The sequence below is a fragment of the Nocardiopsis synnemataformans genome, assembly GCF_965343085.1.
Lineage (GTDB): Bacteria > Actinomycetota > Actinomycetes > Streptosporangiales > Streptosporangiaceae > Nocardiopsis > Nocardiopsis alborubida.
On sequence record NZ_CBDRFA010000022.1, the window covers coordinates 44,305 to 66,549 of the forward strand.

At 73.1% G+C, this 22,245-nt stretch carries 23 protein-coding genes and 1 pseudogene; 10 read left to right on the forward strand and 14 right to left on the reverse strand.

What is annotated here, in order from left to right:
• Window positions 1–365: 365 nt before the first annotated feature.
• The gene (locus ACSIH6_RS14935) at window positions 366–575 is read right to left on the reverse strand and encodes a 4-oxalocrotonate tautomerase family protein (RefSeq protein WP_435108887.1); all 210 of its coding nucleotides are present in this window, start codon (window positions 573–575) and stop codon (window positions 366–368) included.
• 65 nt (window positions 576–640) lie between these two features.
• Window positions 641–1,405: an SDR family oxidoreductase gene (locus tag ACSIH6_RS14940; protein WP_435108888.1), complete on the reverse strand. Its 765-nt coding sequence runs from the start codon at window positions 1,403–1,405 to the stop codon at window positions 641–643.
• An 87-nt stretch (window positions 1,406–1,492) separates the two neighbouring features.
• Between ACSIH6_RS14940 and ACSIH6_RS14945 the strand changes: the two genes are divergently transcribed.
• On the forward strand, window positions 1,493–2,353 hold the full coding sequence (locus ACSIH6_RS14945; protein ID WP_435108889.1) for a helix-turn-helix transcriptional regulator: 861 nt from the start codon (window positions 1,493–1,495) through the stop codon (window positions 2,351–2,353).
• A 139-nt stretch (window positions 2,354–2,492) separates the two neighbouring features.
• Here the strand turns inward: ACSIH6_RS14945 and ACSIH6_RS14950 are convergent, their stop codons facing one another.
• A complete protein-coding gene (locus tag ACSIH6_RS14950; RefSeq protein WP_435108890.1) occupies window positions 2,493–2,915 on the reverse strand; it encodes a VOC family protein in 423 nt (140 codons plus the stop codon).
• Window positions 2,916–3,183: 268 nt separating this feature from the next.
• Here ACSIH6_RS14950 and ACSIH6_RS14955 point away from each other — a divergent pair, with 268 nt between their 5' ends.
• The 4 genes and pseudogenes from ACSIH6_RS14955 to ACSIH6_RS14970 all read left to right on the forward strand — a co-directional run bounded on the left by ACSIH6_RS14955 (window position 3,184) and on the right by ACSIH6_RS14970 (window position 6,820).
• Complete coding sequence (locus tag ACSIH6_RS14955; RefSeq protein WP_435108891.1) at window positions 3,184–4,188, forward strand: helix-turn-helix transcriptional regulator; 1,005 nt, start codon at window positions 3,184–3,186, stop codon at window positions 4,186–4,188.
• 30 nt (window positions 4,189–4,218) lie between these two features.
• A pseudogene (locus ACSIH6_RS14960) lies at window positions 4,219–4,818 on the forward strand (magnesium and cobalt transport protein CorA); the annotation flags it as partial.
• Between the two features lie 164 nt (window positions 4,819–4,982).
• Complete coding sequence (locus ACSIH6_RS14965; protein WP_435108892.1) at window positions 4,983–5,552, forward strand: TetR/AcrR family transcriptional regulator; 570 nt, start codon at window positions 4,983–4,985, stop codon at window positions 5,550–5,552.
• 83 nt (window positions 5,553–5,635) lie between these two features.
• The gene (locus tag ACSIH6_RS14970) at window positions 5,636–6,820 is read left to right on the forward strand and encodes a GDSL-type esterase/lipase family protein (protein WP_435108893.1); all 1,185 of its coding nucleotides are present in this window, start codon (window positions 5,636–5,638) and stop codon (window positions 6,818–6,820) included.
• A 178-nt stretch (window positions 6,821–6,998) separates the two neighbouring features.
• Here the strand turns inward: ACSIH6_RS14970 and ACSIH6_RS14975 are convergent, their stop codons facing one another.
• From ACSIH6_RS14975 to ACSIH6_RS14990, 4 genes are all read right to left on the reverse strand, one after another.
• Window positions 6,999–7,724, reverse strand: a complete 726-nt coding sequence (locus tag ACSIH6_RS14975; protein ID WP_435108894.1) for a Mut7-C RNAse domain-containing protein — start codon at window positions 7,722–7,724, stop codon at window positions 6,999–7,001.
• Window positions 7,725–7,828: 104 nt separating this feature from the next.
• On the reverse strand, window positions 7,829–8,242 hold the full coding sequence (locus tag ACSIH6_RS14980) for a hypothetical protein (protein WP_435108895.1): 414 nt from the start codon (window positions 8,240–8,242) through the stop codon (window positions 7,829–7,831).
• A gap of 110 nt (window positions 8,243–8,352) precedes the next feature.
• Entirely contained in the window at window positions 8,353–8,814 is a 462-nt protein-coding gene (locus ACSIH6_RS14985) for a hypothetical protein (RefSeq protein ID WP_435108896.1), read from the reverse strand.
• A 300-nt stretch (window positions 8,815–9,114) separates the two neighbouring features.
• On the reverse strand, window positions 9,115–10,125 hold the full coding sequence (locus ACSIH6_RS14990; RefSeq protein WP_435108897.1) for an aldo/keto reductase: 1,011 nt from the start codon (window positions 10,123–10,125) through the stop codon (window positions 9,115–9,117).
• 201 nt (window positions 10,126–10,326) lie between these two features.
• Between ACSIH6_RS14990 and ACSIH6_RS14995 the strand changes: the two genes are divergently transcribed.
• The gene (locus ACSIH6_RS14995) at window positions 10,327–11,175 is read left to right on the forward strand and encodes a helix-turn-helix transcriptional regulator (protein ID WP_435108898.1); all 849 of its coding nucleotides are present in this window, start codon (window positions 10,327–10,329) and stop codon (window positions 11,173–11,175) included.
• A gap of 15 nt (window positions 11,176–11,190) precedes the next feature.
• Here the strand turns inward: ACSIH6_RS14995 and ACSIH6_RS15000 are convergent, their stop codons facing one another.
• From ACSIH6_RS15000 to ACSIH6_RS15010, 3 genes are all read right to left on the reverse strand, one after another.
• A complete protein-coding gene (locus ACSIH6_RS15000; RefSeq protein ID WP_435108899.1) occupies window positions 11,191–12,054 on the reverse strand; it encodes a sigma-70 family RNA polymerase sigma factor in 864 nt (287 codons plus the stop codon).
• Window positions 12,055–12,483: 429 nt separating this feature from the next.
• Window positions 12,484–12,909 (reverse strand): DNA-binding protein, encoded by a 426-nt coding sequence (locus tag ACSIH6_RS15005; RefSeq protein ID WP_435108900.1) that lies wholly within the window; start codon window positions 12,907–12,909, stop codon window positions 12,484–12,486.
• A gap of 58 nt (window positions 12,910–12,967) precedes the next feature.
• Window positions 12,968–13,720 (reverse strand): SDR family oxidoreductase, encoded by a 753-nt coding sequence (locus ACSIH6_RS15010; RefSeq protein ID WP_435108901.1) that lies wholly within the window; start codon window positions 13,718–13,720, stop codon window positions 12,968–12,970.
• 215 nt (window positions 13,721–13,935) lie between these two features.
• Here ACSIH6_RS15010 and ACSIH6_RS15015 point away from each other — a divergent pair, with 215 nt between their 5' ends.
• Window positions 13,936–15,318, forward strand: a complete 1,383-nt coding sequence (locus ACSIH6_RS15015; RefSeq protein ID WP_435108902.1) for an FAD-binding oxidoreductase — start codon at window positions 13,936–13,938, stop codon at window positions 15,316–15,318.
• Window positions 15,319–15,466: 148 nt separating this feature from the next.
• Window positions 15,467–16,171: a hypothetical protein gene (locus ACSIH6_RS15020; RefSeq protein ID WP_435108903.1), complete on the forward strand. Its 705-nt coding sequence runs from the start codon at window positions 15,467–15,469 to the stop codon at window positions 16,169–16,171.
• On the opposite strand, the gene ACSIH6_RS15025 is transcribed toward ACSIH6_RS15020, so the two are convergent.
• Window positions 16,168–17,607, reverse strand: a complete 1,440-nt coding sequence (locus tag ACSIH6_RS15025) for an aminotransferase-like domain-containing protein (RefSeq protein ID WP_435108904.1) — start codon at window positions 17,605–17,607, stop codon at window positions 16,168–16,170. The two genes, ACSIH6_RS15020 and ACSIH6_RS15025, sit on opposite strands and share 4 nt — an antisense overlap.
• Between ACSIH6_RS15025 and ACSIH6_RS15030 the strand changes: the two genes are divergently transcribed.
• Both ACSIH6_RS15030 and ACSIH6_RS15035 read left to right on the forward strand, forming a co-directional pair.
• Window positions 17,606–18,502 (forward strand): DMT family transporter, encoded by an 897-nt coding sequence (locus ACSIH6_RS15030; RefSeq protein WP_435108905.1) that lies wholly within the window; start codon window positions 17,606–17,608, stop codon window positions 18,500–18,502. The two genes, ACSIH6_RS15025 and ACSIH6_RS15030, sit on opposite strands and share 2 nt — an antisense overlap.
• Window positions 18,503–18,617: 115 nt before the next feature.
• Window positions 18,618–19,163 carry a type 1 glutamine amidotransferase domain-containing protein gene (locus tag ACSIH6_RS15035; protein WP_435108906.1) on the forward strand — a complete coding sequence of 182 codons (546 nt, stop codon included), beginning with the start codon at window positions 18,618–18,620 and terminating at the stop codon, window positions 19,161–19,163.
• Between the two features lie 88 nt (window positions 19,164–19,251).
• On the opposite strand, the gene ACSIH6_RS15040 is transcribed toward ACSIH6_RS15035, so the two are convergent.
• The 3 genes from ACSIH6_RS15040 to ACSIH6_RS15050 form a co-directional block, all read right to left on the reverse strand.
• A complete protein-coding gene (locus ACSIH6_RS15040; RefSeq protein ID WP_435108907.1) occupies window positions 19,252–19,365 on the reverse strand; it encodes a methionine/alanine import family NSS transporter small subunit in 114 nt (37 codons plus the stop codon).
• Entirely contained in the window at window positions 19,365–20,909 is a 1,545-nt protein-coding gene (locus tag ACSIH6_RS15045) for a sodium-dependent transporter (RefSeq protein WP_435108908.1), read from the reverse strand. Before ACSIH6_RS15045 ends, ACSIH6_RS15040 begins: the two co-directional genes overlap by 1 nt.
• Window positions 20,910–21,178: 269 nt before the next feature.
• Window positions 21,179–22,210 (reverse strand): pirin family protein, encoded by a 1,032-nt coding sequence (locus tag ACSIH6_RS15050; protein WP_435108909.1) that lies wholly within the window; start codon window positions 22,208–22,210, stop codon window positions 21,179–21,181.
• Window positions 22,211–22,245: the final 35 nt, after the last annotated feature.

Below are 22,245 nucleotides of genomic sequence, written 5' to 3' on the forward strand. Positions count from 1 at the left end.
GAACGGAAAAGAGGGGGTGCGCGCCGCGCGGGCGCACACTCCCTTCATGCGGGGTCAGCCGTTGTAGGGAGCCGCGACGTCCAGGACCCGGACGACGCCGAAGCGGTCCTTGAGCATCCCGTAGAGCGGGGCCCACTGGGAGGGTTCCAGCGGCTGCACGATGAGCGGCCCTGTTTCGGGCCGAAGACCATCACGGTGACGCCGCTGGTGGTCTCCTCCGCGACGTCGCCCCTGACGACCGTGGCGTTCCACTCGGCCTCGGCCAGCGTCCGGGAGGCCACGTACTCGGGCAGGGCGTTGACGCGCTTGCCGTGGTCGTCCCCGTCCCGTCGGGGCCCGGCACCGGGCCCCGCACAGGATGGAGGTCAGGCGTCGCCGTCGAGCATGGCGGCGGTCAGGACGCCGCCGGCGACGCCCCAGCCGCCGTCGGCGACCTCCTCGATCAGCACGACGGTGGTGGGTCGGGCCCGCTCACCGTAGATCTCCGCGTACAGGTCGGTGGTGCGCTCGACAAGCTTCTTCTTGTCCTCGGCGGTGATGGTGCCCGCGGGGACCTTGAAGTTGGCGAAAGGCATGGGTGTTCCTCCTTGGATGGGTTCTCCCGTGATGCGGAAGCATGTGTCCGATTTCGACTGTGGCGTCACACCATGCCCCCGTTGGCTCGAAGGACCTGGCCATTCACCCAGTGCCCTGCCGGGCTGGTGAGGAAGGCGACCACCTGGGCGATGTCCTGCGGGGTGCCCAGACGCTCCAGAGGCGGGGCCTTGGCGAGCTGGTCGATCTGCGCGGGCGTCTTGCCTTCGAGGAACATGTCCGTGGCTGTGGGGCCGGGGGCGACGGTGTTCACGGTGATGTCCTGCCCGCGCAGCTCGCGGGCGAGGATCAGCGTGATCGACTCGACGGCTGCCTTGCTCGCCGCATACGCACCGTAGGCAGGGAACTGAGTGCCGACCACGGAGGTCGAGAACCCCACGAACGAGCCGCCCGCGCGCAGTCGTCGGGCGGCCTGCTGGGCGACGACGAAGGCGCCGCGGATGTTGGTGCGGTGCACGGCGTCGAGCACCGCCAGGTCGAGGTCGGCGATGGGCGACAGAGCGAGTCGGCCGGCGCAGTTCACCACGACGTCCACCTCGCCGAACACCTGCTCCGCCCGGTCGAACAACTCGGCGACCGCGTGCTCGTCCGCCACGTCCGCCTGCGCGGAGACCGCCCGACCGCCGGTGGCCGTGATCGCCGCCACCACCTCCTCGGCGGCGGCCGCGTCGCGGGCGTAGTTCACCACGACGGCAAGGCCGTCCTGGGCGAGTCTGAGGGAGACCGCCCGGCCGATGCCGCGTGATCCGCCGGTAACGACGGCGACACGCATGTCCGGCGAAGGGGTGGTCGTGGAGTGGTCCGTAGTCATGTCCTCCAAGATGCACGGCGCCGACCGGCGGAACCAGGGGATCTCATCCCCTGTGTCGGCGGCCCAGCCGGACGCAGAATGGACGGCATGGGTTCTGTGAGATACACCGAGCTGGGGGCTTTCCTGCGCTCGCGGCGTGACCGCATCCGCCCAGCTGACGTGGGACTTCCCCACGGGCTCCGCCGCCGGGTACCCGGGCTGCGTCGCGATGAGGTGGCCCAGCTCGCCGGCGCGTCGGTGGACTACTACAACGAACTCGAACGCGGCGCCGGATCCCAGCCCTCCGAGCAGATGATCGCCGCGCTGGCGAGGGCTCTGCGTCTGAGCGCTGACGAGCGCGACTACCTCTACCACCTGGCCGACCGCCCGGTGCCCGCGTACGGCGGACCGGCCTCGCACGTCCACCCCGGCATGCTCGACCTGCTCATCCGCCTGACATCGACACCCGCGCAGGTCATCACCGACCTGCACGTCACCCTCGTTCAGAACCCGTTGGCGATGGCGCTGCTCGGGGACCATTCCGGCCTTCGTGGCGCTCGGGCCAGCTTCATCCACCGGTGGTTCACCGATCCCGACGCCCGGCAGATGTATCCCGAAGCCGACCATGAGGGCCAGTCCCGGGCCTTCGCCGCCGACCTGCGGGCAGCCGCCGCCAGACGAGACGCCAAGGACACCGAAGCCCGCTCGATGATCAGCTCGCTGATCGACGCCTCCCCCGAATTCGCCGCTCTGTGGGCCGACCACGACGTGGCGTTCCGGCGCGACGACCGCAAACGCCTCATCCACCCCACGCTCGGCCTGATCGAGGTCAACTGCCTCCACCTGTTCAGCGAGGACGGCCGACAGCGGCTGCTCTGGTTCACTCCTGCGGTCGGCACCGACAGCGCCGACCTCCTTGACCTGCTCGCCGTCCTGGGCACCCAGGAAGTCACCGGACCGGCACTCTGAGAACCTCCCGACCGCTGTGCCGGTCGCCGACGAAATCCCGGGGCCATGTGGCGCTGCCTCACCCTCCGGGGTGGAAACGGGAGAAGGGGGTGTGCGCCGGGCGGGTGTCCGGCCCGGCGCACACCCCCTTCATGCGGGGTCAGCCGTTGTAGGGGGCCGCGACGTCCAGGACCCAGACGACGCCGAAGCGGTCCTTGAGCATCCCGTAGAGCGGCGCCCACTGGGAGGGCTCCAGCGGCTGCACGATGGTCGAGCCGACGGTCAGCTTCTCCCAGAAGGCGGTGATCTCGTCGGCGCTGTCACCGCGCACGGAGACGAAGACGGCGTTCTCGCCCTGGTTCCACGGCATCGTCGAGGGCACGTCGTAGGCCATGACGCGGAATCCGTTGTCCGCGACCACCTGGCCCCAGACCACCCAGTCCGCCTCGTCCGGGTTGGTCACGTTGCCCGCGTCCTCGTAGGTGACGGCGACGACGTGCCCACCGAAGACGGAGTGGTAGAAGTCGAGCGCCGCGCGGGCGTCGCCGCGCAGGTTCAGGTGGGTCGTGGTCGTGACGGACATGCTGGCTCCCTGGTCGTGTGTGTGGATGGACGCCGAACGGGTTCGTGCCACAAGCGGGCGGTCGTACGTCACCATGGCGACCGCCCGGCACCGGGCCGGGCAGCCGTGACCGCTCCGGCGGTGGACACCTGGTGCCCGCCGCCGGTGGGGTCGATGGGTCGTGACCTGCGATGACCGTGCTTGTGCTGGTTTTCGTCGGCATCTGTGGTCTCACATTGGCAGGCGTACAGGCCAGGGTGTGTCCTCTACTTCCCGCAGGATGGACCCCATGATGAAGACTTCCGCTCGTCTGCTGGCGCTGCTCTCCGTGCTCCAGACCCGCCGGGACTGGTCGGGCCAGGACCTGGCCGCCCGGCTGGACGTCAGTGCGCGCACGGTCCGCCGTGACGTGGACCGTCTGCGCGAACTCGGCTACCCGATCACGACCTTCAAGGGACCCGACGGCGGGTACCGGCTCGACGCGGGATCACGGATGCCCCCGCTGCTGTTCGACGACGACCAGGCCGTCGCGCTGGCCGTGGCGCTCCAGGCGGCCACGGCGACCGGCGCCGGGATCGGGGAGGCCGCGGCGCGCGCCCTCAACACCGTTCGACAGGTCATGCCCGCCCGGCTGCGCCAACGGATCAACGCGATTCGGGTCGCCGTGGTCGCGCCGCCCGACGTCCGACAGGCGCAGGCTGACGGCGGCCTGCTCACGGCGATCAGCTCCGCCGTGCACGCCCGTGAGGAACTGCGCCTGGACTACACCCCCGCCTTCCGGCCCGCCTCGTCCCGGGACGAGGCGGCCGTGGACCCGCGCCGGGTACAGCCCCACCACCTGGTCACCTGGGCGGGGCGCTGGTACCTCCTGGTCTGGGACGTCGAAAGCGACGACTGGCGGACCCTGAGGGTGGACCGCATCGTGCTCCGCAGCCCCAACGGTCCCCGTTTCACCCCGCGGGAAGTCCCCGGAGGCGATGTGGGGTCCTTCCTCACCAGCCGGTTCCGGGGCTCCGACGGCACGGTCGACTGGCCCTGCCGCGGTGAGGTCGTCCTCGATCTGCCCGCCGCCGCCGTCGTTCCCTTCGCGCACGACGGGCTGGTCGAGGAGATGGGCGCCGAGCGCTGCCGTCTGGTCCTCGGTTCCTGGTCGTGGGTCGGCCTGGCCTCGGCCATCGGGCGCTTCGACGCCGACTTCGAGGTCGTCGGGCCGCCTGAACTCGAAGACGCCTTCGCGCGTCTGGCGCGCCGTTACGGAGGCGGCGGCCGTCAGGCCCGCGCCCCCGAGTGCTGACCGGGCGCCGCCAACCCGCTCGACCGCGTCCGCAGGCGCCTGGAGGCCGATCCCACCCTGCTGGCCACCGGCCCCACGGCCGTGCTCTACGGGGTGTGCGACGAGATCGTCGACCACTACGGCACGGTGGTGCACAAGATCGAGTCCGACATCATCGAGCTGGAGCGGGCGGTCTTTCGTCCCCGCGGCTCGGACGTGACCGAGGACATCCATCACCTCAAGCGCGAGGTGCTGGAGTTCCGCAGCGCGGAGAGCCCGCTCATCCCGGTGCTGGAGGAGATCGCCAAGGGGCGCATCCAGCGGTTCGAGGAGACCCGGGAGTACTTCCGCGACGTCCTGGACCACCTGTTGCGGGTGGACGACCAGGTCGACGACCACAACGAGCTGCTCACCAGCGCGCTGACCGCCCACCTGGCCCTGCTGGGCAAGCAGCAGAACGAGGACGTCCGCAAGATCTCCTCCTGGGCGGCCGTCATCGCGACCCCCACCATGATCGCCGGGTTCTACGGCATGAACTTCGACCACATGCCCGAACTGCACTGGCTGTTCGGCTACCCCCTCGTCATGGGCGTGATGGTCGGCGCCTCCGGCCTGGTCCACCACCGGCTGCGCAAGAACGGCTGGCTGTAGGTACGCCGGGCCGGGAGGGGCGGGCGCTCCTCCCGGCCTCGTGCGCGGACCACGAACGCGGCTCCCCTCCCTCTGCCACACGGGTTTCTCCCTGACATCCACAATGTCTTGCCTAAAGGCTTTAGGAAGAAGTAGAGTGGCTTATGTCGAAGAGGGGAGAGGTTATGGCACGCGCGGGGCTGACCACAGAACGCCTTACCGAGGCAGGAGCCGAACTCGCCGACGAGGTCGGCTTCGAGCGGGTGACCGTCTCCGAACTGGCCCGTCGCTTCGACGTCAAGGTCGCCAGCCTGTACTCGCACCTGCGCAACTCCCAGGACCTCAGAACCCAGATCGCCCTGCTCGCCCTGGAGGAGCTCGCCGACCGGGCCGCCGACGCCCTGGCCGGGCGGGCCGGCAAGGACGCCCTGACCGCCCTGGCCAACGTCTACCGCGACTACGCCCGCGAGCATCCCGGACGCTACGCCGCGGCCCAGCTCAGACTCGACCCGGAGACGGCGGCCGCCAGCGCCGGTGTCCGGCACGCACAGATGACGCGGGCGATCCTGCGCGGCTACGACCTGACCGAGCCGGACCAGACGCACGCGGTCCGGCTGCTGGGCAGCGTCTTCCACGGCTACGTGACCCTGGAACTGGGGGGAGGGTTCAGCCACAGCGCACCCGACACCCAGGAGACCTGGACACGGACCCTGGACGCCCTCGACGCGCTGCTGCGCAACTGGCCCGCGCCCTGACCGCGACCTCACACCGGCGCTCGACCGCGCGTCCCGCCGACCGACCAGAGCTGCACGACAGCCCCGACCACCAGGTTGACACCATGCACACCCAGCACCACTGGACCACCACACCCCTCACCCCGGACCTCCTGCGCGGAGCCCTCGACCTGGAGCGCACCGAGCACGGCGTGCTGCCGCACCGGCTGCCCGCACGGGCCCGCGCCCAGTGCGCCGACCCGCAGCTGCTCATGGCCGAGTCCCAACCCTCCGGGGTGCGGCTGGCCTTCCGGACCCGGGCCACCGCCGTCGAACTCGACACGCTGCCCACCAAACGCGCCTACACGGGCGCCCCGCCCCGCCCGGACGGCGTGTACGACCTGCTCGTGGACGGTCACCTCGTCGACCAGGCCAGTGCGACCGGCGGCAACACCCTGACCATCGACATGGCCACCGGCTCCGCCGAGCACCGGCCCGGACCGGTGGCCACCGTGCGCTTCACCGGCCTGCCCGACCGCGTCAAGGACGTCGAGGTCTGGCTGCCGCACAACGAGACCACCGAACTCGTCGCCCTGCGCACCGACGCAGCCGTCGAGCCCGTCCCCGACCAGGGCCGCAGGGTGTGGCTGCACCACGGCAGCTCCATCAGCCACGGCTCCGACGCCGCCAGCCCCACCACTACCTGGCCCGCGCTCGCCGCCTCCCTCGGCGGGGCGGAACTGGTCAACCTCGGTCTGGGCGGCAGCGCCCTGCTCGACCCGTTCACCGCCCGCGCCATGCGCGACACCCCCGCCGACCTGGTCAGCCTCAAGATCGGCATCAACCTGGTCAACGCCGACCTGATGCGCCTGCGCGCCTTCGGTCCCGCGGTGCACGGCTTCCTCGACACCGTTCGGGAGGGGCACCCCAGCACACCGCTGCTGGTCGTCTCGCCGATCCTGTGCCCCATCCACGAGGACACGCCCGGCCCGTGCGCCTTCGACCTCGACTCCCTCCACGTCGGAAAACTGCGGTTCCGGGCCACCGGCGACCCCGGCGAGCGCGCCGCCGGAAAGCTGACGCTCACCGTCATCCGTGAGGAGCTGTCGCGTATCGTGCGCCAGCGCGCGGCCGAGGACCCGCACCTGCACTACCTCGACGGCCGTGAGCTCTACGGTGAGGCGGACCTCGCCGAGCTGCCGCTGCCCGACGAGCTGCACCCGGACGCCGCCACACACCGGCGCATGGGCGAGCGCTTCGCCGAGCGCGCCTTCGGTGCGGGCGGCCCGTTCCACACCCCCAGACCCTGAGACACCCGACCGGTCCGCCCTTCCCGACCGGTCGTCGTTCCCTGGCTGCTCATCCGGAAAAAGCACCCCTTCGGGAGGGCTTCTCCACAGGGGCTGCCGTCCTCGGTTGGTCGGCCGGACACGGGGCCGGGCAGCGGACCGGCCCCGTGGCGCACCAGCCCCGGCCCGCTCGTGCGGGTCAGGCGGGGTCGGAGCGCGCGGACACCAACTCCTGGGCCTCGCGCACGATCTGGGTCAGCCGGGAGTGGTGGGCGCCGGGCCAGTACACCCGCTCGCACGCGGAGCAGCGCGCGAACGCGTCGTAGGTGGCGCGGGTGCCCGCCTCCAGATCGTCTTGCACCTCTTCCTTGGACGCGTGCACCAGTTCGCCGTTGCACGCCGGGCAGCGCGTCCAGGGCCGCAGGGGCGGCGCGAAACGCTCCAGCACCTCGCGTAGCTGGTCGGCGGGCCGCTGCTCGCGCACGTGGCCGCCAGCTCGCAGGCCGCTGCGGCACAGCAGTCCGCGGTCGCGGGTGAGCAGCACCCTGTCCTCGGCGTTGGCCTGGCGGAACAGGGAGGGGTCGTCGCGGTCGTTGTCGTAGGCGGTGTCCAGACCCAGCAGGCGCAGGCGCCGGGCCAGGGTGCCCAGGTGCACATCGAGCAGGAACCGCGGTTCGGCGAAGGGCAGGCGCTGCGGGTACTCCACGGGCAGGACCTCCACGGCCTCACCCGGGGCGGGGATGTGGGAGGCAGGGGTGTCGCGGCCGTCGACGCGCAGCGCGCCGACCTCGGTCAGGGGTACGCCCAGCGACTGGACGACGTGTCCGAGGGTGGAGGTGGAGTCGCCCTTCATGCGCACGGTTCCGCCTCGGTGCCGCGGCGGCAGAAAGAACCGCAACTCGGGCGCGAAGCTCAGGTCCAGCATCGGTTCTCTTCCTTCCAGCGGGCCATTGCCTCCCGCGGACCATGAGGGCGATCGGTCGCGGCGGGCCGCGGCTCGGCAGACATTCGGTGCGGCCGGTACGCGGTTCAGGGCAGGCGCGGGCGCACCCGTTCGGCGGTGAAGCGCACGAAGCCCTCGGGGTCGGGTTCGTCTGCCGTGGGCTGCAACACCACGGTGTCGGCTCCGGCCTCGGCCATGTGCCGCACCGCCTCGGCGATGCGGTCGGCGTCTGCGGCCACGCCGGTCTGCGGCGTCAGGCCCTCAGCGCGCAGTTCGGTGGCCATGCGCCGGTCGGCGTCGGGGCCGGTGGCGGACAGCAGGCCCACGCCCCCGGTGAGGTTCTCGGTCCAGGCCAGGGCGGCGGAGGCGGCGCCGCTCTCCAGGAAGCAGTCCTCCCACAGCCAGAGCTGGTCGAGTCCGGCCTCGTCGGCCGCGCGTGCCACGGAGCGCAGGCGTTCGGGGGGCAGTGGGGGGCGGAAGACGGCTCCGAGTTCGGTCATGGTGCCGTTCTACCGGCGGGGGAGGGGGGAGACAACGACTTTCGCCCTCCCCGTCCTCCGCGGTGCAGGCCGGGACCTCCACCGACACGAAGAAACCCGGTCCGGGTTGCTCAGGGCACGAGGCGCACCACGCCGCCGGAGTCCGTCACGGCGACCAGGGTGATCTCGAAGCCGTTCATGACGAACACGCCCCCCGGTTCCTCTCCGTCCGGGGGCGGCAGGTGGCCCGACAGGGTGGTCCCGGGTCCGTAGCCGCTGACGTCCAGTCCGTCCTCGCCGACGGCGTCGACCACGAACAGGTCCACGCCGTGGGAGCCGTCCATGGCGAACTCGTCGCCGCTCTCCACCAGCACCTCGCAGTCGGCGTCGGCGCAGGCCTCCAGGTCGGTGCCGTCGGCGGCCTCGGGTGGCGCCGGGGCGGTGGGAGAGGGGGAGGCTGTGTCCGCGCTGTCGGGCGGGGAGGCGTCGGCGGCCGAGGGGTCCTGTTCCTGCGATCCGGCGCAGCCGCTGAGCAGGGCGGTCACGGCACCGGCTGCGGCCAGGGCGCGGATCGGGCGGAGGGTGGTGGTCATGGTGCCCCGTCCATGGGTCGGGCCGCGCACACCCGGGGGCGAGGGGAGGCCGCGCGGCGGTGGCCTCGTCACCGACGGTTGTGCCCCGGCCCCGCGGTGTCCATACCCGCGCCGATGTGGTGCGCGTCACTCTTGCCGGCGCGGGCTGGCCCCGCCGCCCGGTCGCCTCCTCCCCTCTGGGCACCGGGCCGGGGAGGAGGCGGCCGCCGCGTTCACGCGACAGCCGCGGGGAAGGCCTTCCTCACCCCGTGACGGCGGGTGGGGCCACCGACCGGGCGCGGTCGAGGTCTCGGGGCTTCCTCATCCGTGTGGCGGCAGATACAGGCGCCCCTCCAGCCGGGAGTCCGCCTCGCCGGAGATCCAGCGGCGCGAGGCGGCGACGTCGTCGGCGGGGTAGCCCGGGTCGAAGCCCGTCACGGCGTCCAAGCGCTCCAGTGCCTCCGGCGGCAGGTCCACATCCACCGCGCCCAGGTTGTCGGCCAGTTGTCCGGCGTCGCGCGCACCGACGATGGGGTGCACCGCGCGCGAGCGCGCCAGGGTCCAGGCGATCGCGACCTGGGAGGGGCTCGCCCCCAGTTCGGCGGCGACCTCGCTCACCGCGCGGGCCGCCCGGTGGTCGCGCTCGGTCAGGGAGGCCGGGTCGACCCTGGTGCCGGACGGGGCGCCGCCCGGCCGGGTGTACCTGCCCGAGAGCACGCCCGCGGCCAGTCCCCCGTAGGTGGCCACGCTCATGCCCAGGGCCTCCGACATCGGCAGCAGTTCGCGTTCGATGTCGCGGCGCAGCAGGTTGTAGGGCACCTGGATCCCGGCGAAGGGAGTCCAGTCGCGCCACTGGGCCAGCGTGTTGGCGCGGGCCACGACCCACGCGGGCAGATTGGAGGCGCCCGTGTACAGGACCTTGCCCGCGCGCACGGCGTCGTCCAGGGCCCGCATGGTCTCCTCGACCGGTGTGTGCTCGTCCCACACGTGCACCCACAGCAGGTCGACGTGGTCGGTGCCCAGCCTGCGCAGGCTCCGCTCCAGGGACAGGGTGAGGTTCTTGCGGTGGCTGCCGCCCGCGTTGGGGTCGGCGGGGTCGCGGGTGAGCGTGTACTTGGTGGCCAGCACGAACCGGTCCCGGCGTCGGCGCAGCAGGCCGCCCAGGACCTCCTCGCTGTCGCCGTAGGCCGAGGCGGTGTCGATGACGTTGCCCCCGGCGTCGGCGTACAGGTCCACCATGCGGCGCGCCTGGTCGGCGTCGGCGAAGGTCATCGCGCCCAGGAACAGCTCCGAGACGCGCAGGCCGGTCTGGCCCAGAAGCCGGTAGCGCATCAGAGCACGCCCCCGGCGGTCGGTGCGGGGGCCGCGTCGGGTCGGCGCGGGGCGTCGGGGGTTCTCTGGCTGGGGGCCGGGTCGGCGGTGAAGGTCATGGCCCCGAGTCTCGGGGGCGCGGAGCCGGGTGGGAAGGCCGCGGTGGGGCTAGCCCCGCCGCGGCCAGGATGCGCCCGGGTCGCCGCCCGTAGACTTCCGCCCATGAGCGAGAACGAGCTGGGAGCGTTCCTGCGCGCCCGCCGGGAGGAGCTGGCCCCGGGCCGGGTGGGGCTGCCCGTTGGGGCGCGCCGCCGCACCCCCGGGCTGCGGCGGGCCGAGCTGGCCACCCTGTCGGGGGTGAGCATGGACTACCTGACCCGGCTGGAGCAGGGACGCGATCGAAACCCCTCACCGCAGGTCCTGACGGCGCTGGCGGACGCCCTGCTGCTGTCGGTGGGCGAGCGCGTTCAGCTGCGCAACCTGTCCAAGGCGGCCTCGGGCGCCGGTGCGCTGTGCCCGGGCGGGCAGCCGCCCGAGCGGGAGGTGCGGCCCACGGTGCGGGCGCTGCTGGAGCGGATGGCGCACACCCCGGCGGTGCTGCTGAACCGGCTCGGCGACGTGGTGGCCCACACCGACGCCTACGAGCGCCTGGCCGGACCGGTCGGGCTCACGGAGGGGGATCCGCCCAACCGGGTCTGGTTCCTGTTCGCCGACGACCGGGCCCGGGAGGCCTACCCGGACTGGGACCGGGTGGCCGACGAGTGGGTGGCCGTCCTCAGGGCCTGGTCCCCGCGCGAGGACCCGCACACGGCCCATCTGGTGGAGGAGCTGTCGATCGTGGCCGGTGCCGCGTTCACCGACCGGATGCGGTCCGCGCCGTCGGCGCCCCGGCGCACGGGGGTGGAGCGCCTGGCCCACCCGAGCGCGGGCGAACTGCGCATGTCCTACGAGACCCTGGACACCGAGGACCAGCAGCTGGTGGTCTACCTGCCCGCCGACGAGGCCACCGCGGCCGCGCTGGAGGACCTGGAGCGGCCCGGCCGGGGTGGTCTGCGGGCGGTGCCGGGCTGACCGCCCCGGGCCCCGTCACACCAGTGAGGCCAGCAGTTCGGGTTCGGCGTGCACGCGGATGCCGACGACGCGGTCGCCTTCGACGGTGAACGCCAGCGCCGCGTAGGGCTGCCCCTCGCGCAGGGACACGAACCCGGGCAGGCCGTCCACGGACACCACGCGCGAAGCCCCGGCCAGGCGCGAGAAGGCGATGGCCTGCCCCGCCGCCGCCTCGGCTCCGCTGGTGGCCGTGGGCACGCCCCGTATCACCGCGAACTCGTCGGCGCTGATGACCACGTCGGGGGCCAGTACCGCCAGCAGACCCTCGAAGTCGCCGCCGCGCGCCGCGGCCAGGAACGCCTCCACCACCCGGTACCGCCGGGCCGGATCGGGCACGCCGTCCGCGTCCGCGCCGCGCACCCGACGCCGTGCGCGACTGGCCAGCTGCCGGGCGGCGGCCGGGGTGCGCTCCAGGATGGGCGCGATCTGGTCGAAGGGCAGCGCGAACAGGTCGTGCAGCACGAACGCCAGCCGTTCGGCCGGGGTGAGGGTGTCCAGGACCACCAGCAGCGCCATCCCCACCGAGTCGGCCAGGAGCACCTGTTGCTCGGGGTCGGTCTGCGGGGCGTCCGGGGTGGGTTCGGGCACGTCCCCGCCCACGGGGTCCTCGCGGCGCGAGGCGCGCGAGCGCAGCATGTCCAGGCACACCCGGCCCACCACGGTGGTCAGCCATCCGGCCAGGTTGTCGATGCTCCGGGCGTCGGAGCGGCTCAGCCGCAGCCACGTCTCCTGCACCGCGTCCTCGGCCTCGCTCGCCGATCCGAGCATCCGGTGGGCGATCGAGCGCAGCAGCGCGCGGTGCTCCTCGAAAAGCGCGGCCCACACTTCGTCGGTGTTCATCGGTCACGTTCCCTCGTCGGCGTCCGTCGTGGTTTCGACTCATCGGGCTGACGTCTGGATGCGGCCCGATGTGACCGGTTTCGACGAGGAGATCCATGGACACCCGGAACGAACTGCGTTCGCTGCTGCGCGGCCGTGTGCCCACCGGCGGCGAGGAGGGCTTCGAACTGGCCAGACGTCCCTTGGAGGGGTTGGTGGCGTCGCTGGGTCCGGACGTCAGCGACCGCAAGCCGCTGACCTCGCTGGTGCCGGGGGGAGTCGGCCACCGACATGTCCTTCGCGCAGGCGCTGGAGCGGTTGCGGCGGACCAAGGCCGAGCGCGACCCGCGAGGTGTGGTGCGGTCCAACTACCCGGTACTCGGCTGACGCGGTGGTGGGGCGGGCGGGGTGCCGCCCGACCCACCACCGCGTGCTCGGAAGCGGGGCGCCTCAGGCGCCGCCGCGCTGGAGGAGGCGTTCGTGGCGCTGGCGGGCGGCCTGGGCCGAGCCCAGTCCGAGGCCGAAGGCGATCTCCTGCCAGGTCATGCCGCGTCCCTTGGACATCTGCAACAGCCCGGCCTCCAGCTGGTCGAACTCGGCACGCGCCCAGGGCACCAGGGTCAGGGCGGCGGTGAGGTCGTCCTGGTCCACGGCCGGAGTACCTGGATCGGGCTGAGCGCTGCCCGCGGCCAGGTCGGCGACGCGCCGCAGGGCGTCCAGGGGCGCCATGGGCATGCGCAGTTCGTCCCAGCGCGTGCGGTGCTCGCCGGTGGCGTGCCGTTCGGTGATGCGCAGCAGCGCCTCGTGGGTGCGCAGGCGGCGAACGCTCTGCGGGTCGGGTGGGGTGAAGGCGCCCTCGCGCTGTTCCTCGCTCATGCCTCCAGCATGGGAGACACAACCTCCAGTTGTCAATATTAAGTTTTCAACGAAATGTTCACTCGAGGGGTCGCCGGTCCAGGAACTCCGCGAAGGTCACCTTGCCCACCGCCCGCTCCGGGGCCAGGTGGCCCCCGGCCCGGTAGGCGGCGAAGACGGAGCCCGGCAGGCGCACGGGCACCGTCCGCAGGTCCGTCCCCGCCCAGCGCTGGTAGGCCCCGGCCAGGTCGCGGAAGGACTCCACGCGCGGGCCGCCCATGTCCGCCACGCGCCCGGCCGGAGGGTTCCCGGCCAGGTGGGCCAGACGGGAGGCGACCTCCTCGACCTCCACGGGCTGCACGTCCACGTCGGGTACGGGCATGAACGGAAGGCGGGCCGCGCCCGCGCACAGCCTGAACACCAGGTCGTGGAACTGGGTGGCGCGCAGTACCGTCCACCCCAGGCCGGAGGCCGCCAGCGCGCTCTCCACGGTGTGCTTGGCCTTGTAGTAGCCCAGCGGAACCCGGTCCACGCCCACGATGGAGACGTAGACCAGGTGCGCCACGCCCGCCTCGCGGACCGCGCGGATCAGGTGGGTGGCGGACTCGATGTCGCCACCGGCGGGCGTGCTGGCGCAGTGCACGACGGTGTCCACGCCCCGGACCGCGTCGGCCAGCCCGGTGCCCCGGCGCAGGTCCACGGCGAAGGACGCGGGGTCCCCGGGGTCGGGGCGGCGGCTCAGGCCGCGCACCTGGTGCCCGGCCCGGCGCAGGCGTTCCACGACGGGCCGTCCCAGGGTGCCGGTGCCGCCGGTGACGAGGACTGTCTTCATGCGCGCTCCTTCGCTTCCTGGAGAACCCATGCTAGGTCTCGGGGAACCGGGCGCGGCGGTCCCCTGCGGGGCGCCCCCGAGCGTGTCCGCGGCGGGGCTCCCCGCGGGCTGCCCCGACCGGGGGGCGGTGGTGTCTTTGCTGCCCGGTGTCCGGTTAGAGTGCTGGCGGCGTCGGCGCAGCGGAGCGTCCGAGCGAACGGTGAGGGAGTGTGCCCATGTCCGGGATCGCCGGGAGACTGACGGCAGCGGTCGGCGCGGAGCAGGTGGTCACCGACCCCGCCGTCCTTGAGGGCTACTCCCACGACGAGGCCGAATGGGCTCCCCACGGCCGCCCGGCCGCGCTCGTGCGCCCCCGCCACACCCAGGACGTGGCGGCCGCGGTGGGAGTGTGCGCGGAAACGGGCGTCCCGGTGGTCGCGCGCGGCGCGGGGACGGGGCTGTCGGGGGCGGCCAACGCCGTGGAAGGCTGGGTCGTGGTCTCCTTCGAACGGATGAACCGGGTCCTGGAGGTCGACCCCGTACAGCAGACCGCCACCGTGCAGCCGGGCGTGGTCAACAACGACCTGCGCGAGCGGGTGGCGCGCGACGGCCTGTGGTACCCGCCGGACCCGGCCTCCGCCCCCTGGTCGACCATCGGCGGCAACGTGGCCACCAACGCGGGCGGCCTGTGCTGTGTCAAGTACGGCGTCACCCGCGACTACGTGCTGGGCATGGAGGCGGTCGTGGGCTCGGGCGAGGTGGTGCGGCTGGGCCGGACCACCGCCAAGGGCGTGACCGGCTACGACCTGTGCGGGCTCATGGTGGGCTCGGAGGGGACCCTGGGCCTGGTCACCGAGGTGACGCTGCGGATGCGGCCGCTGCGCACCGGCACCGAGCACACCGTGGTGGGCTACTTCGACTCGCTGGTGGAGGCCGGGCGGGCCGTCGCGGCGGTCTCGGCCGCCGGGGTGGTGCCCTCGGCGATGGAGCTGATCGACCGCTTCTGCCTCCAGGCGGTGGACGACTGGAAGAACATGGGCCTGTCCGCCGAGGGCGAGGTGCTGCTGCTGGCGCGCAGCGACCAGCCCGGGGCGGCGGGCGAGGAGGAGGCCGACCGCATCCTGGCGTGCTTCCGGGCCGAGGGCGCGGTCTACGCGGTGCGCTCCACCGACGAGGAGGAGGCCGAGGCGCTCTTCGAGGCCCGCCGCCTGGCCTACCCGGCGCTGGAGCGGCTCGGCCCGCTGCTGACCGAGGACATGTGCCTGCCCAAGGCGAAGGTGCCGCTGATGCTGGAGCGCATCGAGGCGATCGGCAGGCGCTTCGACACCCGCATCGGCAACATCGCGCACGCCGGGGACGGCAACCTGCATCCCCTGTTCATCGTCCCGGCCGGTGACGAGGACGCCAAGAAGCGCGCGCAGGAGGCCTTCGAGGTGATCGTGGACGAGGCGATCGCCCTGGGCGGCACGGTCACCGGCGAGCACGGCGTGGGTCTGCTGAAGATGCGCGGGGCCGCCCGGGAGATGGGGCCGCACGTGCTCGCCATGCACCGGGCCGTCAAGGACGCCCTGGATCCCCGGGGCATCTTCAACCCGGGCAAGGTCTTCGCCGCGTCGTAGCGGACGGGTCCCGCGCGCGATCAGGTGTGTCGGGGGCCGGTGCGGACCGCGAACGCCGGGGTGCGAAGCCGCAAGAACGGCGGAACCGGTCGGGGAGTGTGCGGCGTCTCAGAGGGCAGGAGCAGCACCGCGCACGAGGAGACCCCCCATGGAGACCACCACCGTCCTGGTTCTGGTGATCGCGGCCCTGGTGGTCGTCGGCGTGGTCGCGGCGGCGGTCGCGGGGTCGGCCGCCGAACGCCGCCGCTCCCGCGGCCTGGCCCTGTGGGCCTCGCGTCAGGGGTGGCGCTACGACCGGGAGCGGCCCGAGCTGGTCGACCGGTTCGAGGGCGTTCCCTTCCTGGAGCGGCGGTCCAACGCCCGGGCCAGGCACGTGCTGTGCGCCGAGGCGCGCGGCCGCCGGGTCCTGGCCTACGAGTACGGCTACGCCGCGCCCCACCCCCAGCAGCGCCACCGCACCGTCGCGCACGTGTACACGGTGGTCGCGGTGGCCCTGCCCGCGGGCGTGCCGCTGCTCCAGGTGGAGGAGGCGGGCACCGGCGCCGGTGCGCCCCAGCCCAGGACGGACGGCGCCCGCGCCTGGAACGCGGGCGAGGCCGCCTTCGACGACCGGTTCGCCGTCGTGACCGGTGACGGCGCCTTCGCGGCGACCGTCCTGGGGGAGCCGGTGCGGGAGTGGCTGCTGTCGCGGGAGGGTGTGTGCCCGTTCCGCTTCGGCGGTCGGTACCTGCTGGCCTGGGAGCGCGGGCCGCTGGAGGCCGGCCGTGTCCGGGAGCGCGCCGACGCGGCGATCGACCTGCTGGAGCGGGTTCCGTCCGGTGTCTGGGAGAGCGCGCAGGACACCCTGGGTTAGGCGCCGGCGAACGCGGTGCGCAGGCGGCGCACCCCCTCGGTGATCTCGGCGGTTCCGGCCGCGCCGCCGTAGCTGAGCCGCAGATGTGGGGCGGTCGGCTCCGCAGGGAAGTAGGCCTGGCCGGGGGCCACCGCCACCCCGGCGCGCAGTGCCGCTGACGCGAGCGCGGTCTCGTCGGTCTCACCGGGCAGCCGCAACCACAGGTGGTACCCGCCCGCGGGCAGGTGCGGCGCCGCCAGTTCCGGCAGTTCCCGTGCCAGGGCCGCGGCCATGGCCGTGCGGCGCTCGCGCAGGCCCTCCGCGACCGCGCGCAGGTGGCGGCCCCAGGCGGGGGAGCCGACCAGCTCCAGCACGGCCTCCTGGAGGGGGCGCGCCACGAAGAAGCTGTCGACCAGCTGGATCGCGCGCAGGCGCCGCGTCACCGGTCCCCGCGCGGCGATCGCCCCCACGCGCAGGCTGGGCGAGGTCGCCTTGGTCAGCGACCGCACGTGCACCACGGTGCCGTCGGGGTCCTCGGTGGCGAGCGGGGGCGGCGGGGCGGCGGCGTCGGCGTGCGCCAGGTGGCGGGCGAAGTCGTCCTCCACCACGAACGCGCCCGCCGCGCGCGCGATCCGCACCACCTCGCCCCGGCGGTCGGGGGACAGGACCGCTCCGGTGGGGTTGTGGAAGAGCGGCTGGCACACCAGCACCCGCGCGCCGGTCGCCGTGAACGCCTGTTCCAGCAGGTCGGTGCGGACACCCTCGGCGTCGACCGGGACGGGGACGGGGCGCAGGCCCGCGGCCCGGGCGATGGCCAGGAGGCCGGGGTAGGTGGGTGACTCCACCAGCACGGGAGCCCCCGGGGGAGCCAGGGCGCGCAGCGCGGTGGTCAGCGCGCTCTGCCCTCCTGCGGTGACCAGCACGTCGGCCGCGCCGACGGGGCCGCCGATCTGGCGGGCGAACCAGCCGCGCAGCTCCTCCACCCCTTCCGCGGGCGGCCGTGCCCAGGCGCCCGGCCGTCGTCCCGCGCGGGCCAGGGCGGAGCCCATGGCGTGCTCGGGCTGGAGGCCGGGGTGCAGGTAGCCGCCGTTGAACGCGACGACTCCCGGGGCGGGCGGGGTGAGGGTGGCCAGCACTCCGGAGGCGTCCACGGTGCGCGGGGCCGGCTCACCGAAGGCCGCCGCCGTCTCGGCGCTCAGCGCGACCTCCTGCCAGGAGGTGTCGCCGACCGGGCGCTCGGAGGCGCCCCCGCCCGCCCGGAACGCCCCGGCGCCGGGGCGGGTGACCACCAGGCCCTCGGCGACCAGCGCCGCGACGGCCCGCGACACGGTCACCGGGCTCACGCCGTAGCGCTCCACCAGGACCCGGCTCGACGGCAGCTTCTCCCCTGGAGAGTAGCGGTTGACCTCCCTGCGCAGGAAACTGGTCAGATCTCGCACACTGCTACGCTGTTTCATGAAGACACAAGATAGCGCTATCGCGCCGCGCGGAGTAGCGGCGCTCGGTGCGACACTGTGCGCCGCGCTCGGCGTCCTCGGGTTCTCGTTCACCCTTCCGGCCACCGCGTGGGCCCTGGAGGGGTTCGGGCCCTGGAGCGTCGCGGTGGTCCGGTGCGCGCTGGCCGCCGTGCTGGCGGGCTGCTGCCTCGCGGCGGTCCGCGCCCCGCTGCCCGACCGCGTCCAGTGGCGGGGCATCGCCGTCGTCTCCCTGGGCTGCGTGGCGGCGTTCCCGGTGCTCAGCACGCTCGCCCTCCAGGTGTCCTCCACCTCCCACGCCGCGGTCGTGATCGGGCTGCTACCGATCACCACCGCCGTGTTCGCCCTGCGCCGCGGCTCGGTGCGTCCCTCCCGCCGGTTCTGGACGGCCGCCGTGTGCGGCGCCGCGGCCGTCGTCGCGTTCGCGCTGGTGCGCAGCGGCGGAACACCCGGCCTGGCCGACCTGTACCTGCTGGGAGCCCTGGTGCTGTGCGCCGCCGGGTACGCCGAGGGCGGTCGGCTGGCCGCGCACCTGCCGGGCTGGCAGGTGATCGCCTGGGCGCTGGTCGCCGCCGCGCCGCTGACCGTGCCCGCCGCTCTCTGGGCGCTGGCCGCCGAGCCGGTGGAGGCCGTGCCGCGCGCGCTCGTCGGTATGGCCTATCTCGGCGCGGTGTCGCAGTTCGGCGCGTTCGTGGTCTGGTACCGGGGGATGGGCGCGATGGGCGTGGCCCGGGCCAGCCAGCTCCAGCTCGCCCAGCCGCTGCTGACCCTGGTGTGGGCGGTTCTGCTGGTGGGGGAGACGCTGTCCCCGGCCGCGCCCGCCACGGCCGTCGTCGTCCTCGTGTGCATCGCCGTCACCCAGAGGTCGCGCGGCTGAGCGCGCGGGCGGGGCACGGGCGTCCCCGGCCGGGAGTGTGAGAGGGCGGCCTGTGCGGGTAGGGGCGCCAACGCGGCACGGAGGGTGCCGGAAGAGTCCAGCTGAGGGGGCAGCCATGGCCGACACGCTCAACGGCCGCCGGGTCGCGATTTTGGCGGCGGACGGGGTCGAGCAGGTCGAACTCGTCACACCGCGCAAGGCTCTGAGCGAGGAGGGCGCCACCATCGACCTGGTCTCGCTCAAGTCCGGGCGGATCCAGGCGATGAACGGCGACATCGAACCGGCGGACACCTTCGACGTGGACCGCGTGGTCTCCGAGGTCGGGGTGGACGACTACGACGCCCTGGTGGTCCCCGGCGGGACCGTCAACCCGGACAACCTGCGCTCGGACGAGAACGCGGTGGGGTTCGTGCGCGACTTCGTGGCCGCGGGCAAGCCCGTGGCCGCCATCTGCCACGGGCCGTGGATCCTGGTGGAGGCCGACGTGGTGCGGGGGCGCAGGGTGACCTCCTACCCCAGCCTGCGCACCGACATCCGCAACGCGGGCGGGACCGTGGTGGAGGAGGAGGTGGTCACCGACCAGGGGATCACCACCAGCCGCAACCCGGACGACCTGCCCGCCTTCTGCGAGCGCATCGTGCGCGAGTTCGCCGCCGAATAGGCGGCCTCCGCGTCCCACAGGGGCGCGGAAGCGACGACGGGGCGGTGGGCGCTGGTCGGGCGCCCACCGCCCCGTGTGTCGGGCGCGCCTACTCCGACTCGGGTTTCTCGGGGTGGCGGCGCAGGTGGAGGATGGCCGCGATGAGGCCGCCCCACACCAGGACGATGGAGATGGCCATCATGACGATCGCGCTGGTGGTCATCAGCGGTCCCCTTCCTTGGTCGTGGTGGCCGCGGTGTCGGCGTCCTGGCGTGCAAGGGCGTCGGCGCGCTTCCAGGGGAAGAGCGAGACGACGATCCCGAAGACGATCGCCCCGATGGCCAGGCCCCATCCGGCGGCCAGCAGGAACCCGGTCGAGTAGTCCTCGTAGTTCTCCGTCAGCTCCGTGCGCAGGCTGTCCCACATCATGAAGCCGAGCAGGATCGGGGTGACCACGCCCAGGGCGACCTTCCACCACAGGCCGAGCCGGATGGAGGAGATCGCGTTGGTGTGCTCCTGGAACATCGGCAGCTTGCGCGCGATCCAGCCGAAGACCACGATCATGACGAGTCCGGCCAGCGCGATGCCGTACTGGTTGATGAAGTGGTCGAACACGTCCAGGAAGTGCAGGCCCTCGGGCGTGGGGAAGAGCAGGATCGAGGCCAGCGCGGTGGCGCCGCCCACCAGCAGCACGGTCTGGACGCGGCCCAGACCGGTGCGGTCCTGCACGGCGGAGACGATCACCTGGACGATGCTGACCAGCGAGGTCAGGCCAGCGATCACCAGGGAGCCGAAGAAGAGCACCCCGAACAGCGCGCCACCCACGGGCAGGGTCGAGATGATCTGCGGGAAGGCGACGAAGGCCAGGCCGATGCCGTCGGCGGCGACGTCCTCGACCCCGGTGCCCGCCGCGGTGGCCATGAAGCCCAGGGCGGCGAACACGCCGATGCCCGCGAGCAGTTCGAAGGAGCTGTTGGCGAAGCCCGCCACCATCGCCGAGCCGGTCAGGTCGGCCTTGCGGCGCAGGTAGGAGGCGTAGGTGACCATGATGGCGAAGCCCACGGACAGGGAGAAGAAGATCTGCCCGTAGGCGGCGATCCAGACGCTGCCGTCGAGCATGTCGCTCCAGTCGGGGGTGAACAGGGCGTTCAGGCCGACCGCGGCCCCGTCCAGGGTGAGCGCCTGCACGACCAGGACCAGGAACAGCACCACCAGCAGCGGGATGAAGACCTTGTTGGCCTTCTCGATGCCGTTGCGCACGCCCAGCGCCAGGATGAGCAGCACCACGGCCCACACAGCGATGAGCGGCCAGGCCACGCCCGCGACGTAGCCCGAGACCATGCCGGGCCCCTCGCTCGTCTGGAGGAAGTCCTCGAAGAAGAACGCGTTGGGGTCGTCGCCCCACTGCTGCCCGATGGAGAACCAGGCGAACCGGACGGCCCAGGCCACGATCACGGCGTAGTAGACCGCGATGACGAAGCAGATGGCCACCTGCCACCAGCCGATGGCCTCGGCGGGCCGGGTGATGCGCCGGTAGGACAGCGGGGCGGAGGAGCGGTAGCGGTGCCCGATGCTGTACTCCAGGATCAGCAGCGGGATACCGGCGGTGAGCAGGGCGATGAGGTAGGGCAGCATGAACGCGCCGCCGCCGTTCTCGTAGGCGATGTAGGGGAATCGCCAGATGTTGCCCAGACCGATGGCGGATCCGATCGCCGCCATCAGGAAGCCCGCGCGCGATCCCCACTGCTCGCGAGTCTGTTGGACCATGTTCAGGTCTCCTAAATCATCCCGTAGTTCGCGATCCGCACGGTAGCAGGAGTTGGCCTGGTCAGCACCGTGGGGCGTCCAGACTGCGCGCGATGTCGCCCCACGATGCTCCTTTCGGTTCCTTTTGTCTAGACTCGCACTTCGGGTGAAAACGACAAGGGGCGCTTACCGGAAACCTTCAGGGGCCCTTGTGTACGCGCGTGGCGGTGACCGCCGGAGGTGGGGCGCCCGTGCGCCGCGGCTCGCCGTGGCGTCGGGAGACCGGACGCCTACGCGCCGCGGTGGCGCGGGCGTGCGCGCAGGCGCGCGTTGGGCAGCTCCGGAGCCGGGAGCGCCGCGCCGTCGTCGGCCGCGACCGCGGCGAAGCGCCGCACGCCTCCCTCGCCGGAGCCCTCCCGCTCGCTCTCCCAGGCGAGGCGGGCCCGCGTGATCTCATCGTGGTCGCGGCCGACGAAGTTCCACCACATGAGCAGGTCCTCGGTGAAGGGCACACCGCCGATCACCAGCACGTGCGCGGTCTCCTCGGCCCACAGCTCCACCTCCGTGCGCCCCTCGCCCGCGTAGAGCAGCGCACCGGCCTCGACGCTGTGGCCGAGGACCCGCACGGGCGCGTCCAGCGGCAGGACGCCGTGCTCGAAGGACTCCTCCAGGGGCAGGCGCACCCGGGCCCCGGGCTCCAGCACGACCTCGGCGCCCATGAGCGGGGTGTGCACGCGTGCGGGGGAGCGGCGGCCGTCCACCTCTCCGGCGATCACCGTGACCCTGGCCCCCGGCGCGTCCGTCCCGGGCAGGTCGAAGGCGGGCAGGTCGGCGTGGTGCTCGAAGCGGGCCGGTCCCTCCCGGTCGGCCTCGGGCAGGGCGATCCACAGCTGGGCGCCGTGCAGCAGCGGCGGGGCGTCGGCGGGGGAGCGCTCGGAGTGGGCGATGCCGTGCCCGGCGGTCATGAGGTTGAGCTGGCCGGGGCGGACCAGCTGGTCCGAGCCCAGGCCGTCCAGGTGGTGGACCGAGCCCTGGACCAGCCAGCTCACGGTCTGTAGGCCGATGTGGGGGTGCGGCGGCACCTGCATGCCGGGGCCGTCGGCCACACCGGTGGGTCCGTAGACGTCGGCGAAGCACCACGCGCCGACCATGCGGCGGTTTTTGCCGGGCAGGGCGCGGCGGACCAGCATGGCGCGCGGGCCGCCGAGCGGGACCTCGCGCGGTTCGAGGAGTTCGGTGTCGCCGGGCGCGGCGGTGACGGCGGGGGCGATCTCTCCGCCGCAGACGCGCTCCTCGGCGGGATGGGTGTCCAGGTTGCTCACCCTGCCGAAGTTAGTCGAGGCGGACCCGCTCCGGC

Coding starts and splice junctions, on each gene's coding strand:
- ACSIH6_RS14935 (WP_435108887.1), bottom strand. CDS start 575: ATGCCTTTCGCCAACTTCAAGGTCCCCGCGGGCACCATCACCGCCGAG.
- ACSIH6_RS14955 (WP_435108891.1), top strand. CDS start 3,184: ATGATGAAGACTTCCGCTCGTCTGCTGGCGCTGCTCTCCGTGCTCCAG.
- ACSIH6_RS15030 (WP_435108905.1), top strand. CDS start 17,606: ATGAAGACACAAGATAGCGCTATCGCGCCGCGCGGAGTAGCGGCGCTC.
- ACSIH6_RS14995 (WP_435108898.1), top strand. CDS start 10,327: ATGAGCGAGAACGAGCTGGGAGCGTTCCTGCGCGCCCGCCGGGAGGAG.
- ACSIH6_RS14980 (WP_435108895.1), bottom strand. CDS start 8,242: ATGACCGAACTCGGAGCCGTCTTCCGCCCCCCACTGCCCCCCGAACGC.
- ACSIH6_RS15045 (WP_435108908.1), bottom strand. CDS start 20,909: ATGGTCCAACAGACTCGCGAGCAGTGGGGATCGCGCGCGGGCTTCCTG.
- ACSIH6_RS14950 (WP_435108890.1), bottom strand. CDS start 2,915: ATGTCCGTCACGACCACGACCCACCTGAACCTGCGCGGCGACGCCCGC.
- ACSIH6_RS14985 (WP_435108896.1), bottom strand. CDS start 8,814: ATGACCACCACCCTCCGCCCGATCCGCGCCCTGGCCGCAGCCGGTGCC.
- ACSIH6_RS14940 (WP_435108888.1), bottom strand. CDS start 1,405: ATGACTACGGACCACTCCACGACCACCCCTTCGCCGGACATGCGTGTC.
- ACSIH6_RS15020 (WP_435108903.1), top strand. CDS start 15,467: ATGGAGACCACCACCGTCCTGGTTCTGGTGATCGCGGCCCTGGTGGTC.
- ACSIH6_RS15025 (WP_435108904.1), bottom strand. CDS start 17,607: ATGAAACAGCGTAGCAGTGTGCGAGATCTGACCAGTTTCCTGCGCAGG.
- ACSIH6_RS14975 (WP_435108894.1), bottom strand. CDS start 7,724: ATGCTGGACCTGAGCTTCGCGCCCGAGTTGCGGTTCTTTCTGCCGCCG.
- ACSIH6_RS15040 (WP_435108907.1), bottom strand. CDS start 19,365: ATGACCACCAGCGCGATCGTCATGATGGCCATCTCCATCGTCCTGGTG.
- ACSIH6_RS14965 (WP_435108892.1), top strand. CDS start 4,983: ATGGCACGCGCGGGGCTGACCACAGAACGCCTTACCGAGGCAGGAGCC.
- ACSIH6_RS15035 (WP_435108906.1), top strand. CDS start 18,618: ATGGCCGACACGCTCAACGGCCGCCGGGTCGCGATTTTGGCGGCGGAC.
- ACSIH6_RS14970 (WP_435108893.1), top strand. CDS start 5,636: ATGCACACCCAGCACCACTGGACCACCACACCCCTCACCCCGGACCTC.
- ACSIH6_RS15000 (WP_435108899.1), bottom strand. CDS start 12,054: ATGAACACCGACGAAGTGTGGGCCGCGCTTTTCGAGGAGCACCGCGCG.
- ACSIH6_RS15010 (WP_435108901.1), bottom strand. CDS start 13,720: ATGAAGACAGTCCTCGTCACCGGCGGCACCGGCACCCTGGGACGGCCC.
- ACSIH6_RS14990 (WP_435108897.1), bottom strand. CDS start 10,125: ATGCGCTACCGGCTTCTGGGCCAGACCGGCCTGCGCGTCTCGGAGCTG.
- ACSIH6_RS15015 (WP_435108902.1), top strand. CDS start 13,936: ATGTCCGGGATCGCCGGGAGACTGACGGCAGCGGTCGGCGCGGAGCAG.
- ACSIH6_RS15005 (WP_435108900.1), bottom strand. CDS start 12,909: ATGAGCGAGGAACAGCGCGAGGGCGCCTTCACCCCACCCGACCCGCAG.
- ACSIH6_RS14945 (WP_435108889.1), top strand. CDS start 1,493: ATGGGTTCTGTGAGATACACCGAGCTGGGGGCTTTCCTGCGCTCGCGG.